Raw genomic sequence first — 13,683 nt, 5'->3', positions numbered from 1 at the left:
ACCCCGCATTTCCCCCAGGAGGAACACCGATGTTGCGCGTCAGGCCGATCCTGCACACCCCGCATGCCACCGAATGGGCGGCGCTGCTCACCGCGCTGGGACTCCGGGAGCTCCGGGTTCCCGCCGGCGACCTCGCCTCAGGCCTCGGCGTGGCGGCGGGCCGGTGCCTGGCCGCCGATGCCGGACGCATCCTGCTGGTCGATGCGGACACGTTCGGCATCCGGCTGGGGTTCGAGGTGCGCGACGTGCTGAAGTTCGCGCAGTGGACCATCGGCGACGGGACCCCGGTGCGGATGCGCACCGAAGGGGTCGGCCACATGGCGGTGGAGGTTGCTGACATCGTGGCACCCGACGGGACAGCCTTCGACGCCCGCCCCGTCGACCCCCTGCACACCGACGGGACCCCGGGACCCGGGGGCCCGGCCGCGGGCGGCACCGCGGTGGTGGCGCACTGGGGCACCACGGACGTCGCCGGCGCCGAATCCACCCTGGCCAACATCGGGGCCAAAACCGAGGCCGCGCAGGCTTCGGGGGACGGAGAAACCAGCAGGTACCGGGCCAAGCACGGCGGATACGTCGAGGTGCGGGCAAGCGGCGAACCCACCCTCGGGCTGCACCTCGAATACGCCGGAACCGCCGCGGACCTGGAACGGCGGCTGGCCCTGGCGGGGTTCGACGTCCGGCTGCCCGGTGGCGGACGGCACGCGGTCCTGTCCGTGGCACACCCCGATTCGGGCCGGCTCCGGGTCACCTGCACAGGTCCCACGGGGAATAGCGCTCCCGGCGAACAGGTTGCCCACTGACATGAGCAAACTGTTTACCGCGGCCGTCCTGGGCACCCCCGACGGCGGCGGGCTGGAACTGCGCAACCGCACGGTGCTGGCACCCATGTGCCAGTACTCGATCACCCGGCACGACGGGGTGCCGCACGCCTGGCAGCTGGCCCACCTGGGTGCCCGGGCCGCCGGCGGGTTCGGGCTCGTGTACACCGAGGCCACGGCCATCACCGCCCAGGGACGCATCAGCGATGCTGACACCGGGATCTGGAACGACGAGCAGGCCGCGGCCTGGGCCCCCATCGTCGACTTCATCCACTCCCAGGGGGCCGCAGCCGGGATCCAGCTGGCCCACGCCGGCGGCAAGGCCTCGACCTACGCCTGGTTGCCGGCCCATGCGTCCGCCGGGCAACGCGGAAACCTCAGCGCCCGGGACGGCGGCTGGGAAACCATCGGCCCCTCCGCCACCGACGCGATGGGCCTGTCCCCGGCGACCCCCATGACGCAGGAAATGATCGACGCGTCCCTGGCCGACTGGGCCGAGGCCACCCGGAGGGCGGACGCCGCGGGGTTCGACGTCGTGCAGATCCATGCCGCCCACGGCTACCTGGTCCACCAGTTCCTCTCCCCGCTCACCAACAAGCGCACCGACGCCTACGGGGGCAGCTACGAAAACCGCACACGCTACCTCCGCCAGGTCATCGCCGAGGTGCGCGGGGCCTGGCCGGCGCACAAGCCGCTGGCCATCAGGCTTTCGGGCGACGACTGGGTCGAGGGAGGCTGGCGCATCGCCGACACCGTGCGTTTCGCCGCAGAGGCCTTCGCGCTGGGCGTTGGCGCCTTCGACCTCTCCAGCGCCGGGATCGGCGCCTACCGCGGGCCCGGCGGCCCCGGTTTCCAGGTGCCTTTGGCCGCCGCGGTCAAGGCCGTGGTTCCCGATGCGTTCGTCACGGCCGTGGGCCTGATCACCGAACCGGCCCAGGCCGAGCAGATCCTGGTGACAGGTGCCGCCGACGGGGTCTCGATCGGCCGCGCAGCCCTGAAGAACCCGAACTGGCCGGCGGTCGCCGCAGCCGAACTCGGCGAGCCGCACGAGAACATCCCGTTCCCCGCCCAGTACTGGCGCGCCAACTGGTAGGATCCCGCCCTGGCACAGCCAAACCGGGCCAACAAAAACCGGGCACCCACCCCCTGCGGGGTGGATGCCCGGTTTGCTGCCGTCGGGGGCCGGTGCCGGCGCACAATCAGGCGTGCAGCTCCTTGCCCGCCGATTCCGGCAGCCGGTAGGCGGTGAACGCACTGACCAGCAACAGGACCATGGCGTAAACGGAGAAGACCATCGCTCCGGCGGCCATGCCGAACCAGGCGGCGAAGCCGGCCTGCAGGAAGGCCGCGGTGCCGCCGAAGGCCGCCACGCAGATGGCGTACGGGATCGCCACGCCGACGGTGCGGATCGCTGTCGGGAACAGTTCGGCGTACACGGCCGGGACGATCGAGGCGGAGGCGGCGATGAAGATGAGCATGACCGACATCGAGATGAACAGCTGCCAGGCCTCGCCGCGGACAAACGCCGTCATCGGGATCTGCAGGGCTGCGGCGCCGACGCTGGAGATCACCAGCACCGGGCGGCGGCCGATGCGGTCCGAAAGCCTGCCCCAGAACGGCAGCGCCACCATGAAGACGATGTTCGCCGCCACCCCGGTCCACAGGGCCGCTGCCGGATCCATCTTCAGCGCGGAGATCGCGTAGGCGGGGGTGGACACCGACCAGATGTAGTAGACCACCGTGAGTCCCACGGTCAGGCCGATGACCTGCACCGCCTTGCGCCAGTTGGCGATGACCTGCGAGAACACCGAGGGTCCGCGGTCCCCCAGCTCGGCCTTGGCGGCCTTCTGCTCCTCGAACTGCGCGGTCTCCTTCAGCCGCGAGCGCATGATCAGGGTGTACAGGCCCATCAGGGCGCCGATGGCGAACGGGATGCGCCAGCCGAAGCCCGCCATCTGCTCCTTGCTCAGCGTCATGGTCAGGATCGCGCCGAGCAGTGTGCCCGCGACGATGCCTGCGGTTCCGGAGAAGTAGATCAGTGTGGAGTACAGCCCGCGCTGGCGGGCCGGCGCCATCTCGGCCAGGTAGGTCTGCGCGCTGGGCATCTCGCCGCCGTGTGCCAGCCCCTGGAGCAGGCGGGCCACCAGCAGGATCAGCGAGGCCGCGGCGCCGATGGAATCGTACGTCGGGGTGATGGCGATGATCAGCGACCCCACCGAGGCCAGCGCCACCGCGAAGGTCATGGCGGCCTTGCGCCCGACCTTGTCCCCGATCAGACCGAAGAACAGTCCGCCGAAGGGCCGTGCCACGAAGCCGACGGCGAAGATCGCCATGGTGGCCAGGAACGCCGATGTCGCATCGGCCTTGGAGAAGAGCTGTCCGGAAATGAAGGAGGCGAACGTCGCGTAGATGGCCCAGTCGAACCATTCCACGGCGTTGCCGGCGCCGATGCCCATCAGGGCCTTCGCCTTGGACTGCGGCGCCCCGCCGTGCGGGGACACGGGCTCGGCCGGGGCCGGGACGGCGGGGTCGGTGCCTACCCCGGTGGCCGGGGGAAAATTCTCTGTGACGCTCATGATGTGGGGTTCCTTCTGTGCTGGCCTGGGAGAAGCGGGAGGGTGCGGGCTAGTGCGCCGCGGATGCACGAAGTGCTTGAAGTCGGCTGACGGCCAGGTGCGTGTAGAGCGCGGTGCCGCTGGGGAGCACCGAGTCGTCGAACCTGGCGTAGGGCGAGTGGTTGTACTCGGCGGTGGCCGGATCCGCTCCGGGGGTCAGCGCGGAGAGGAAGAGGAAGGAGCCCGGAACCTCGTTCAGGACTCGGGAGAAGTCCTCGCTGCCGGCCAGCGGATCGCGCATGGCCTTGAACCTTGTGGCATCAAAGAGTTCCTCGACAGCGTTGCGCGCGAAGAGCGTCTCAGACTCGTCGTTGATGGTGGTGGGGTACTCGGTCCGGTAGTCGATAGCGACCTCGAGTCCGTGGGCCCGGGCGATGCCCTGCAGCAGCTGCGGGACGGAGGTCTGGAGCTTGTCGTGGGCCTCGGCGCTGAACGAGCGGATGGTCGCCTCGAAGTAGGCGGAGTCCGGGATGATGTTGCGCACCGTGCCGGCCCGCAGCACACCCACGGAGATCACCACCGGGTCGAAGATGTTGAACTGCCGGGTGACCATGGTCTGCAGCGCAGTGACCATTTCCGCCGCCGCTGTCACCGGGTCCTTGGCGGCGAATGGCGCCGAACCGTGGCCGCCGGCCCCGCGGACCGTGACATAGAGGCCGTCGCTGGCGCTCATGACGGGGCCGCCCTTGGCGGTAAACACGCCGGTTTCCTCCATGGCACTCATGACATGCAGGCCGAAGGCGGCATCGACCTTCTTGCCCGAGGCCTCGAGCACCCCCTCGCGCACCATGTAGGAAGCGCCGTCGTAGCCCTCCTCGCCGGGCTGGAACATGAGCACGACGTCCCCTGCCAGGGAATCACGGCGTTCGGCCAGCAGGGTTGCGGCGCCGGCAAGCATCGAGGTGTGCAGGTCGTGCCCGCAGGCGTGCATGGTGTCTCCGGTCTGCGACGAATACTCGATCCCGGACTTTTCCGTCAGCGGCAATCCATCCATGTCACCGCGCAAGAGCACCGCGGGGCGCTCGCCGACCGGGAGATCTGCCGCGGCACCGCCACGCAGGACCGCTGTCACCGAGGTCAGGTCCTGTCCCAGGGTGACTTCGTAGCCCAGCGGCTCCAGCCATTCCAGCACCCGTTCCTGGGTGCCGGGCAGCTGCAGCCCAACCTCGGGTGCCCGGTGCAACGCGTGGCGCAGCTCCGTGATTTCCGGAGCCAGTTCCAGCGCGTCCTGGAGGATTGAGGTTGATGTGTTGCTCATGCCGGGGTCGCTTCCTGTAGATCGGTGACGGCGGCCTACGCTTCGTGAGCCGCATCACTTTCGATAGTGGGGCACGTGCAGATCAATGGGGTAAAATTCGATAAAAATTGCGCAAGGTGGGCAGAAAACCGCGATCCTGTGCACGGAGAACCGAAAGGTGAGCATGGAACTGCCCGTCGAGGACCTGCAGCTTGTTAATGCGCTGCAAATCGCGCCGCGGGCCAGCTGGGCCGAGTTGGGTGCCGTCCTGGGCAGGCACCCCGCAACGCTCTCCGCGCGGTGGAACAAATTGCGCGAGGACCGCATGGCCTGGGTGCTGGGACACTTGGGAGGCTTTCCCGAACAGCATTGCACGGCCTTCGTCGAGGTGCAGGCGAACCCGGGACTCCTCGAGCAAGCCTGCAAGGACCTCTGCGCCATCTCCCAGGTGCTCACCGTCGACGATGCGAGCAGCGCCGCGGACTTCCGGCTCACCTGTCTGGCTGCGGACTGGGTCACCATGGCCCGCGAAGTCCTTCCCCAAATCCGCAACGCCACGGGAGTCCAACGCATCAAGGTCTCGCTGTGCACCAGGCTTTTCGCCACGGGAAACGTCTGGCGCCTGGATGTACTCTCCCCCGCCCAGACGGCGTCCCTGCAACGGCTGGTCCAACCACCCGTGGCCCGACCGACCCTCATCCCGGACACGTTCTGGCCCATGCTGCACGTGCTGATGCGCGACGGGCGGGCCACCGCATCCGAAATCGCCCAGACCACCGGGCAGCATCCCTCCACGACGGGACGCGCACTGAAAACGGCGCTTGAAACGGGCATGGTGACGCTGCGCTGCGAACTGGCGAGCCACTACACCGGGCACCCGCTGACCGTGCAGTGGTTCGCACGCGTGCCGGCGGGCTCCGAGGATGCGGTTGCCGCATTCCTTCTGGAACATCGCACACTGCGGTTGTGCGCCTCGACCACCGGGGCGGCGAACTTCACCTTCACCATGCAATTGCGCATACCCGCCGACATCGCCGACATCGAGGCCAAGCTTGCGGCCCGCGTCCCCGGTGTCGCCATCGTCGAATCATGCGTGGGGGTGCGCTCGTTCAAGCGCATGGGCTGGATGCTGGACGTGGAGGGACGCCCCACCGGGGAGGTCGTCGTCTGAGGGGTCCCCCGGCCCCGCCACGCCTTAACGCACCGATGCCCCGACCAGGAGGTCGGGGCATCGGCGGAACCACAGGTGTTGCCGTGCCGGCGGCTAGTGTACGTTCGCCTGTTCCGAGGGTTCCTCGGCCGAGACCTTGGTCAGGAACAGCGCCACGACGACCATGCCCAACGCGCACATCGCGGCCACGGTGAAGCCCGCGGAGAAACCGGAAATCTGCGCGGCGATCGGGTCGGTTCCGGCAGCGGCTCCCGCGGAAATCCGCGAAGCCAGCACGCCAACCAACAGGGCAGTGCCCGCGGCGCCGCCCAGCTGCTGCAGGGTGCTGAGCACCGCCGAACCGTGCGAGTGCAGCGAGTGCGGCAACGGGTTCAGCGCGGTGGTGAACGCCGGGGTGAAGATCAGCGCCAGGGACAGCGACATGGTCAGGTGCAGGCCGATGATCACGGGGATCGGGGTCTCGGCGCCGAGCAAGCGTGAGTATCCGAAAAGCACCAGGGACAGGATGACCGAGCCGGGAATCACCAGCGGGCGCGGGCCGACCTTGTCGTAGGCACGGCCCACGAACGGGGCCAGCAGGCCCATGAGCAGGCCGCCGGGCAGCAGCATCAGGCCGGTGGCCAGGGTGTCGAGGCCGCGCACGTTCTGCAGGTACATCGGCAGCAGGATGATGACGCCGAACATTGCCACCATGGCCAGCACCATCAGCACCAGCGAAAGCGTGAACGGGCGGTAGGTGAACGGACGCAGGTCCAACAGTGCGTGGTCCTTGCGCTGCAGCTTCAGCTGCAGCATCACGAAGCTCACCAGGGCCAGCACCGCAACCACCAGCACGGCCAGCGTGGTGGCATCCAGCCCGCTGGAGGAGAGCTTGCTCAGGCCGTAGACCAGGCCGCCGAAGGCCGGGACGGACAGGATGATCGAGGGGATCGAGAGCGGGGTGCCGGAGGCCTCCGCGTTCTTGTTCAGGCGCGGGGCGCCGATGAACAATGCGGCGATCGCGATCGGCGCGACGATCAGGAACATGAAGCGCCAGTTCAGGAACTGCAGGATCAGCCCGGAAAGGGTCGGCCCGATGGCCGGTGCCACAGAGATCACGATCGAGACGTTGCCCATGATCACGCCTCGGCGGTGCGCGGGCACCAGGTCGAGGATGGTGGTCATCAGCAGCGGCATCATGATCGCTGTGCCGGAAGCCTGGATCACGCGGGCACCAAGCAGTACCCCGAAGCTCGGGGCCGCCGCGGCCAGCAGCGTGCCTGTGGAGAACAGGCCCATGGCCAGCAGGAAGACCCCGCGGGTGCTGAAGCGCTGCAGCAGGAATCCCGTGGCGGGGATGACGACGGCCATGGTGAGCATGAAGATCGTTGCCAGCCACTGGATGGCTTCCTCGCTGACCTTGAACTCGTGCATCAGCACGGGCAGGGCAACGTTCATGATCGTCTCATTGAGGATCACGATGAAGGCGGAAATGATCAGCACCGTAATGGTGGCCAGGTCCTTGGGATTGAGCCGGGTATTGGTCTCGGTCACGTAGTGTGGCCTCTTCCATGAAGTGTTTGGTGGTTGGTGAACATCTGAGTCTAGCGTTCGGCACAGTCATTTCATTCCCGTACGGTGGTTAATTCTCGGCATCCTGCGGGACAACACGACGACACCGAGATCGCCATTGGGGCACCCATGCGCCAAGATGGAGAACATGAACGTACGCACTCCGGATCCACATCCCGGCTGGTTGTCCGACGAAGACCTCTACGAGGCTCGTGCCCGCCTGCCGATGCTCTACGTCGAGGCGATCCCGGTACGGCTGGATCCCCTCGGCTACGTCACCGAATTGGGGCTGCTGCTCACCGCAGACCCGGAGGGCAGGATGCTCCGCACCTTCGTTTCGGGCCGCGTCGTGTACCGCGAAACGATCCGTGCGGCGCTCATCCGCCACATCGAGAAGGACCTGGGTCCGATGGCCATGCCGCAGCTCCCGCCAAGCCCGGCCCCCTTCACCGTCGCCGAGTACTTCCCGTCCCCGTCCGAGACGGGTCTGACCGACGAGCGCCAGCATGCCGTGGCGATGGCCTACATCGTTCCGATGCGCGGCGAATGCTCCCCGCGCCAGGACGCGTTGGAGCTGACGTGGCTGACACCTGAAGAGGCGCTGAGCCCGAACATCCAGGACGAATTCGCCGGCGGTCGCGGGAACCTGGTGCGCCAGGCCCTCGCCCACGTGGGCTATATCCGCTAACGCTCCGGGTTCGCTGTTCGGCGCCTGTACCAGGTGCCGAACAGCGAACCCAGCAACACCACCGCGATGCCGACCGCCGAGCCGATCAGGGTTTCCAGCACCCTGTCGTAGAGCAGTCCGGTGCCCAGGCCCGTGCCGATCGAGGCCCCCATCAGGGCCAGCGGGGTCACGAAGATCTGCGCAATGAAGTAGTTCCGGGCGATGAACAGCTCGGCGCATACCTGCAGCAGGCCGACCAGGACCAGCAGCACCCATACCGGCGGCTGGAACGCGATGATCGCTGCCATCAGCACAATGCCGGTGAGTGTGCCGAGCACTCGGTGGATGCCCCTGCGCACCCGGTGCCGGGTGGTGTGCCCGACCAGCGGCACCACAGCAGCGACCATGGCCCAATAGCTGTGACCGGTCAGGAGTGCCGGGGCCAGCAGCGTGGCGATGCTTCCGGCCAGGCCCGCGGCAACCAGATAGAAGAACGCCTCCCACCAGATGGCCGTGCGCATGTTCCGGGACAGTGCGGGAGGCTGCGTGAGCCGTCCCCATCCCCCGGAACCGGGAACCAGCATGCCCGAGAACCCGATCACGATGGCCAGCAGCACCACGGCCAGTGCGGCGCCCAGCGACTGGGCCACCGGCGGCTGGTTCGGCATCGAGGCGATCGCCGCGAAGGCGAAGATGTGGAAGAGCGATCCGCCGGGACGCAACTGCAGCAGTCCCGCGGCCACCGCGCAGATGCCCGACACAGCGGTGGTCAGCAGGACAATCATCCAACCTGCGCGCACCGGATCCGAGTGGTCCACCAGGTGGGTCGAGCTCAGCGCGGCCGCCAGGATCACGGCCAGGAACAGCCCGCCAGCCTTGGATTGAGCGGCCAACCGGTTGGCATAGCCCGGCACCCGGCCGTAGACGCCGGTAAAGGCGCCGAACACCACGAACGGCACCAGGTCCAGCCGGCCCAGGGCCAGCAGCGCCAACAGGGGCACGAACACACCCATGCCGGTGCGCAAGGCAATCCAGTGGTCGTCCCGTGCCGGGCCCAGCGTCAGCAGGCCCCCGAACTTTTCGCCCATCTGGCAGCCCCGTTTCGAATCGCGGGCCCGCAGGAATCCGTTTCCGGGCCTCGGTTATCCACGCTACGCCCGCGGGAGGTGTCCGATGCACGATTGCGGCCCGGCGCCCGGGGTCGGGTCCGTCACGGTTGCCGCATTTTCCGGCTGCCTCGTGCCGGCCTCTGCGCACCATCACCCGGCGGCGGGGGCTTCGCCGCTAGACTCAAGCAACCTGCCGGCCACACAATGCGGCCGCGGATGCGTTGACTGGGGGACCGATGGGATACAAGATCTCGAAGGCCGACTTCTTTTCCGAGTCGGCGGTGTACGGGCTGGTCGTGGTTTCGGCCCTGCTGCTGGTCACCAACCAGTACGAGGCCACCTCGGGCCAGGTTTTCCTGAAGGTCGCCGGAACGGTCGTTGTCTTCTGGCTCGCTCACGTCTTCGCGATGGCCGTTTCCCGCATGGGTTCGGTCTCCGATGCCAAGTCGCCGTTCGGCGAGTCCCTCCGCTACGCCTTCGCCCACTCGGCGGGGCTGCTCTTCGCCGCTGTCGTTCCGCTGGCCATCGTGCTGCTGGGCGTGCTGAACCTTGTCAGCGACGACACCGCCCTGTGGACGGCCCTCTGGGTGGATGCGGGCCTGCTGGGGTTGCTCGGCTATTTCTCGGCCGGAACATGGACACGCAACACGTCGCTACGCCTGCGGGTGGGGCTCGGGACCGCGCTGCTGGGCGTGGGCGTCGTCTTGCTCAAGGCGTTCATGCACTAGTTGTCCCAGTCTCCCGCGAACGCGGTGAGCCAGCGCACTTCGGGTTTTTCAGCCGTTTCACGGAGCATGCGGCACACTAGATAGGTGCCCCACGATTCTTTTGACCCCACAGCGCCCCATCCACGCCAGAGCGATTTCTCCTTCGAGGTCGGGACCCGGCTGAAAAACGCCGACGGCTCCACGGCCCGCGGGCGCACCGGTGTCATCAAGACCCCGCACGGCGAGATCAAGACCCCCGCATTCATCGCCGTGGGCACCAAGGCGACGGTCAAGGCGATCCTCCCGGAGGCCGTGGCGGAGCTGGGCGCCCAGGCAGTCCTGGCCAACGCCTACCACCTGTACCTGCAGCCGGGTTCGGACCTGCTCGACGCCGCGGGCGGCCTTGGCAAGTTCATGAACTGGCCCGGCCCCACCTTCACCGACTCCGGCGGATTCCAGGTCATGAGCCTGGGCTCCGGGTTCAAGAAGGTCATCGACATGAACCTGGTGGACCAGTCCGGCCCGGACGACGCCGTGGCCCCGGGCAAGGAGCGCCTAGCCAACGTCGACGACGACGGGGTCTGGTTCAAGTCCCACCTCGATGGTTCCAAGCACCGTTTCTCCCCCGAGATCTCCATGAGAGTCCAGCACGAGATCGGCGCGGACATCATGTTTGCGTTCGACGAGCTGACCACGCTGCAGAACTCCCGCGGATACCAGGTCGAGTCGCTGGAACGCACCCGGCTGTGGGCCGAGCGCTGCGTCCGCGAACACTTCAACCTCACCGACGAGCGCACCGGCAAGGAATACCAGGCGCTCTTCGGCGTCATCCAGGGCGCCCAGTACGAGGACCTGCGCCGCAAGGCCTGCCAGGACCTCGGCGCCATGTCCTTCGACGGCTTCGGCATCGGCGGCGCGCTGGAGAAGGAGAACCTTGGCACCATCGTGGGCTGGTGCGCGGAGGAGCTTCCGGAGAACAAGCCGCGCCACCTGCTGGGCATTTCCGAGCCCGACGACATCTTCACCGCCATCGAGAACGGTGCGGACACCTTCGACTGTGTCTCCCCGACCCGCGTGGCCCGCAACTCGGCCTTCTACACCCCGTACGGCCGCTTCAACCTCTCGGGCCGCCGGTACAGGACGGACTTCACCCCGCTGGCCGAGGGCTGCGAATGCTACACGTGCAAGCACTACACACGCGCCTACATCCAGCACATGTTCAAGTCCAAGGAAATCCTCAGCCACACGCTGATTTCCATCCACAACGAGCACTTCGTGGTGAAGATGGTCGACGACGCACGCCAAGCCATCGAGGACGGAACCTTCCACGAGATGAAGGCCGACGTCATGGCCAAGTACTACGCGGGCCAGCCTGACCCGCAGGGCCTGCCGGACCCGGTCCCCGCAGCCTAGGTCAAAAACGGGGGGATGCCGCGCCGGAAACCCGGCGCGGCATCCCCCCGTGCTTTCCCTCCCGCCGGGAGGTCCTAGTCGTCGGACACCACGACCGTGACCTCGATGTTTCCGCGGGTGGCGTTGGAGTACGGGCAGACCAAGTGCGCCGCGTCGGCGAGCTCGCGGGCCTGTTCGTGCGGCATGTCCGGAATGACCACCTCGAGCACGACGGCCAGCTGGTAGCCGCCTTCCCCGTTGCTGCCGATCGAGACGCGGCCACCCACGCTCGAGTTCTCGACCTTGGTCTTCCTGCTACGCGCCACGGCATGCAGCGCCGAGTGGAAGCAGGCCGCGAATCCGGCGGCGAACAGCTGCTCGGGGTTGGTTCCGGTGCCCGCCCCGCCCAGCTCCTTGGGGGGAGTCATGGCCAGGTCGATGCTTCCGTCCGGGGTTGCGACGCGGCCCTCGCGCCCTTGTCCGGTGGAGAGGGCTTCGGCTGTGTACAGGGCGTTCATGGTGTATACCTTTCCAAGGTCGTGGGTGTGGCACTGTGGCGCCACGGTGAAAACGAAAATCAGGGGGCGTTTCCGCCCGGTTGGGCGGCGTCTAGCCGTTGTCCTTGCCCAGCCGGCCCATGGCCGCCGTCAGCTTCTGCAAGGTGTCGATGAGTTCCCTGGCCGTGGCCACGTCCGGCAGGCCCGTGGCGCAGGCGATGCTCATGGGGATGTGTCCCAGTTCCCCGCGCAACTTGCCGGCCTGCTCGGTCGGGGCAATGGTGACCACCCTGTTGTCCTCGTGGACCCGCTTGCGTTCGATCAGGAGCTTTGCCTCCATCCGGCGCAGCAGCGGCGACAGGGTTCCCGAATCAAGCTGGAGCATCTCGCCGAGTTCGTTCACCGATTTGTCGCCCTCAGACCAGAGGACCACCAGGACGAGGTACTGGGGATAGGTGAGGCCCCACGGGGCCAGCAGTTCGGCGTACGCCCTCGTGGTGGCCCGGGTGGCCGAGTACAACGAAAAGCAGACCATTTCATCGACGATTGACATGCTTAACATGGTTGCACACAACTTAGTTGTACACAACCAATTATCGAAATATGCCGGAAATCACCAGGGATCGGGGCCTGCACGTCGACGCTTACGTCGGGAACCGGCAGTGGCCCCTCGGGCGCCCTTCTACCGCTGCGCCGAAGGACGGCGCCGCATGACCAGATACACACCCAACGCCACGCAGGTGGCGTAGGTCAGCGCGACGGCGGCCCATCCGGCCGCGAAGCCTCCCGGCGATCCGACCAGCGCCCCCATGGCCAGCGGGCCGATCGTGAAGCCGCCGAACTGCCCGGCCGACACCCACCCGGTGGCAGATCCCATGGAGGAGGCCGGCACGCTGCGCAGCAGGGCGGCCATCAGCACCACCGACACGCCCAATGCCGAGGCCCCGTGCAGCGCCACGGCCAGCCAGAGAAGCGGGGCATGGCCCGTCGCGCCGGCGGCAAGGAACGCCACGGCGCCGCAGACGGCCATCGCCGCCAGAAGCAGCATCAGCTTGGGCGCGGCAACCCCGCGACTCATCATGCGGCCCCACCCCACGCGGGCACCGACGCCTATCGCCCCGGCAGCGGCCGCGGTGAGCCCACCCAGCACCAGCGAGAAGTCGAGTTCACGCACCGCAAAGAGCGGCAGGTACACGTTCGTTGCCTGCACGCCCATGCCGTTCACGAAGCCAAACACGGCAAGCGCGGCGATGATGAACCTCGTGCTGGCCACCGGGGAAGCCGGCTGGCCATGGGCTCGCGGGGCAGCCGAAGCGCCCGGCGCAGGCGCCGGGGGAAGGAGCGGGACGGCCGCGAGCGACCGCAGGGCGAGGAAGCCGAGCAACCCGGCAAGGACGGCACCCGCCGCGCTGGCACCGTGCCAGCCGATCCACGCGGCCAGCGCGGGAAACCCGAGGCTTGCCACCAGCTGGCTGACCTGGACGCCCGACTGCTTCACGCCGATCCACCCGATGCGGTACTCGGCGGGAACCCTCTCGGCGAGGATCCTGTTCGTCACCCCGTTGGGGAAGGACTGGGCGAGCCCGGCGAAGCCCGAGGCCACCAGCAACAGGATGTAGCCACCCGGGATCGCGGCCAGCAACAGGGCCATTGTCGCCAAGCCGAAAACCGCCAGCAACAGTGTCCGGTCCGGCTGCCTGTCGGCGAACCTCCCGAAGACCGCGTTGCCGATCGCCGCACAGGCAAAGCACACGGTGGCCAGCAGCCCGAACTGCGCGGTGCTGATGCCAAGATCGGAAATGACAAGGTCGCTTGTGGCACTCAGGCCGTAGGTCAGCAACGGGGCGATCCCCACTGCGGCCAGGAGCGTGCCCAGCAGGCTCAGTGGCGGGCGCTTGGCCGGGATCTCCACGGCG

13 protein-coding genes are annotated in these 13,683 nt (G+C 67.7%); 6 read left to right on the top strand and 7 right to left on the bottom strand.

Features of this window, described 5'->3' with window-relative positions:
• Window positions 1–29: 29 nt before the first annotated feature.
• Both ACSYDW_RS16055 and ACSYDW_RS16050 read left to right on the top strand, forming a co-directional pair.
• Window positions 30–803: a hypothetical protein gene (locus tag ACSYDW_RS16055; protein WP_438339732.1), complete on the top strand. Its 774-nt coding sequence runs from the start codon at window positions 30–32 to the stop codon at window positions 801–803.
• Between the two features lies 1 nt (window position 804).
• Window positions 805–1,914, top strand: coding sequence for an NADH:flavin oxidoreductase/NADH oxidase (locus ACSYDW_RS16050; RefSeq protein WP_438339731.1), 1,110 nt, complete (start codon window positions 805–807; stop codon window positions 1,912–1,914).
• 106 nt (window positions 1,915–2,020) lie between these two features.
• On the opposite strand, the gene ACSYDW_RS16045 is transcribed toward ACSYDW_RS16050, so the two are convergent.
• Window positions 2,021–3,277: an MFS transporter gene (locus ACSYDW_RS16045; RefSeq protein ID WP_438339792.1), complete on the bottom strand. Its 1,257-nt coding sequence runs from the start codon at window positions 3,275–3,277 to the stop codon at window positions 2,021–2,023.
• Window positions 3,278–3,446: 169 nt separating this feature from the next.
• Window positions 3,447–4,694, bottom strand: coding sequence for a M20 metallopeptidase family protein (locus tag ACSYDW_RS16040; protein ID WP_438339730.1), 1,248 nt, complete (start codon window positions 4,692–4,694; stop codon window positions 3,447–3,449).
• Between the two features lie 163 nt (window positions 4,695–4,857).
• Here ACSYDW_RS16040 and ACSYDW_RS16035 point away from each other — a divergent pair, with 163 nt between their 5' ends.
• Complete coding sequence (locus ACSYDW_RS16035) at window positions 4,858–5,844, top strand: Lrp/AsnC family transcriptional regulator (protein WP_438339791.1); 987 nt, start codon at window positions 4,858–4,860, stop codon at window positions 5,842–5,844.
• 93 nt (window positions 5,845–5,937) lie between these two features.
• Here ACSYDW_RS16035 and ACSYDW_RS16030 read toward each other — a convergent pair whose 3' ends face one another.
• Entirely contained in the window at window positions 5,938–7,377 is a 1,440-nt protein-coding gene (locus ACSYDW_RS16030; RefSeq protein WP_438339729.1) for an MDR family MFS transporter, read from the bottom strand.
• Window positions 7,378–7,543: 166 nt separating this feature from the next.
• Between ACSYDW_RS16030 and ACSYDW_RS16025 the strand changes: the two genes are divergently transcribed.
• Complete coding sequence (locus ACSYDW_RS16025) at window positions 7,544–8,083, top strand: NUDIX hydrolase family protein (RefSeq protein ID WP_438339728.1); 540 nt, start codon at window positions 7,544–7,546, stop codon at window positions 8,081–8,083.
• Here ACSYDW_RS16025 and ACSYDW_RS16020 read toward each other — a convergent pair.
• Entirely contained in the window at window positions 8,080–9,150 is a 1,071-nt protein-coding gene (locus ACSYDW_RS16020; RefSeq protein ID WP_438339727.1) for an FUSC family protein, read from the bottom strand. The two genes, ACSYDW_RS16025 and ACSYDW_RS16020, sit on opposite strands and share 4 nt — an antisense overlap.
• A gap of 257 nt (window positions 9,151–9,407) precedes the next feature.
• Between ACSYDW_RS16020 and ACSYDW_RS16015 the strand changes: the two genes are divergently transcribed.
• Together ACSYDW_RS16015 and tgt are read left to right on the top strand one after the other, a co-directional pair.
• Window positions 9,408–9,899: a hypothetical protein gene (locus ACSYDW_RS16015; RefSeq protein ID WP_438339726.1), complete on the top strand. Its 492-nt coding sequence runs from the start codon at window positions 9,408–9,410 to the stop codon at window positions 9,897–9,899.
• An 84-nt stretch (window positions 9,900–9,983) separates the two neighbouring features.
• Window positions 9,984–11,291, top strand: a complete 1,308-nt coding sequence (tgt, locus tag ACSYDW_RS16010) for a tRNA guanosine(34) transglycosylase Tgt (RefSeq protein ID WP_438339725.1) — start codon at window positions 9,984–9,986, stop codon at window positions 11,289–11,291.
• 74 nt (window positions 11,292–11,365) lie between these two features.
• Here tgt and ACSYDW_RS16005 read toward each other — a convergent pair whose 3' ends face one another.
• The 3 genes from ACSYDW_RS16005 to ACSYDW_RS15995 form a co-directional block, all read right to left on the bottom strand.
• Window positions 11,366–11,788 carry an organic hydroperoxide resistance protein gene (locus ACSYDW_RS16005; protein WP_438339724.1) on the bottom strand — a complete coding sequence of 141 codons (423 nt, stop codon included), beginning with the start codon at window positions 11,786–11,788 and terminating at the stop codon, window positions 11,366–11,368.
• 91 nt (window positions 11,789–11,879) lie between these two features.
• The gene (locus ACSYDW_RS16000) at window positions 11,880–12,320 is read right to left on the bottom strand and encodes a MarR family winged helix-turn-helix transcriptional regulator (protein WP_438339723.1); all 441 of its coding nucleotides are present in this window, start codon (window positions 12,318–12,320) and stop codon (window positions 11,880–11,882) included.
• Between the two features lie 129 nt (window positions 12,321–12,449).
• Window positions 12,450–13,679, bottom strand: coding sequence for an MFS transporter (locus ACSYDW_RS15995; protein ID WP_438339722.1), 1,230 nt, complete (start codon window positions 13,677–13,679; stop codon window positions 12,450–12,452).
• Between the last annotated feature and the right edge of the window lie 4 nt (window positions 13,680–13,683).

The organism is Paeniglutamicibacter selenitireducens, from assembly GCF_051550675.1.
In the GTDB taxonomy this organism is placed as follows: Bacteria; Actinomycetota; Actinomycetes; order Actinomycetales; family Micrococcaceae; genus Paeniglutamicibacter.
This window is presented reverse-complemented; position numbering and strand designations above follow the sequence as displayed.

Bases quoted from the DNA above. Each gene is read 5' to 3' on its own strand.
- ACSYDW_RS16055 (WP_438339732.1), top strand. From the start codon at position 30: ATGTTGCGCGTCAGGCCGATCCTGCACACCCCGCATGCCACCGAATGG.
- ACSYDW_RS16050 (WP_438339731.1), top strand. From the start codon at position 805: ATGAGCAAACTGTTTACCGCGGCCGTCCTGGGCACCCCCGACGGCGGC.
- ACSYDW_RS16045 (WP_438339792.1), bottom strand. From the start codon at position 3,277: ATGGGCATCGGCGCCGGCAACGCCGTGGAATGGTTCGACTGGGCCATC.
- ACSYDW_RS16040 (WP_438339730.1), bottom strand. From the start codon at position 4,694: ATGAGCAACACATCAACCTCAATCCTCCAGGACGCGCTGGAACTGGCT.
- ACSYDW_RS16035 (WP_438339791.1), top strand. From the start codon at position 4,858: ATGGAACTGCCCGTCGAGGACCTGCAGCTTGTTAATGCGCTGCAAATC.
- ACSYDW_RS16025 (WP_438339728.1), top strand. From the start codon at position 7,544: ATGAACGTACGCACTCCGGATCCACATCCCGGCTGGTTGTCCGACGAA.
- ACSYDW_RS16020 (WP_438339727.1), bottom strand. From the start codon at position 9,150: ATGGGCGAAAAGTTCGGGGGCCTGCTGACGCTGGGCCCGGCACGGGAC.
- ACSYDW_RS16015 (WP_438339726.1), top strand. From the start codon at position 9,408: ATGGGATACAAGATCTCGAAGGCCGACTTCTTTTCCGAGTCGGCGGTG.
- ACSYDW_RS16005 (WP_438339724.1), bottom strand. From the start codon at position 11,788: ATGAACGCCCTGTACACAGCCGAAGCCCTCTCCACCGGACAAGGGCGC.
- ACSYDW_RS16000 (WP_438339723.1), bottom strand. From the start codon at position 12,320: ATGTCAATCGTCGATGAAATGGTCTGCTTTTCGTTGTACTCGGCCACC.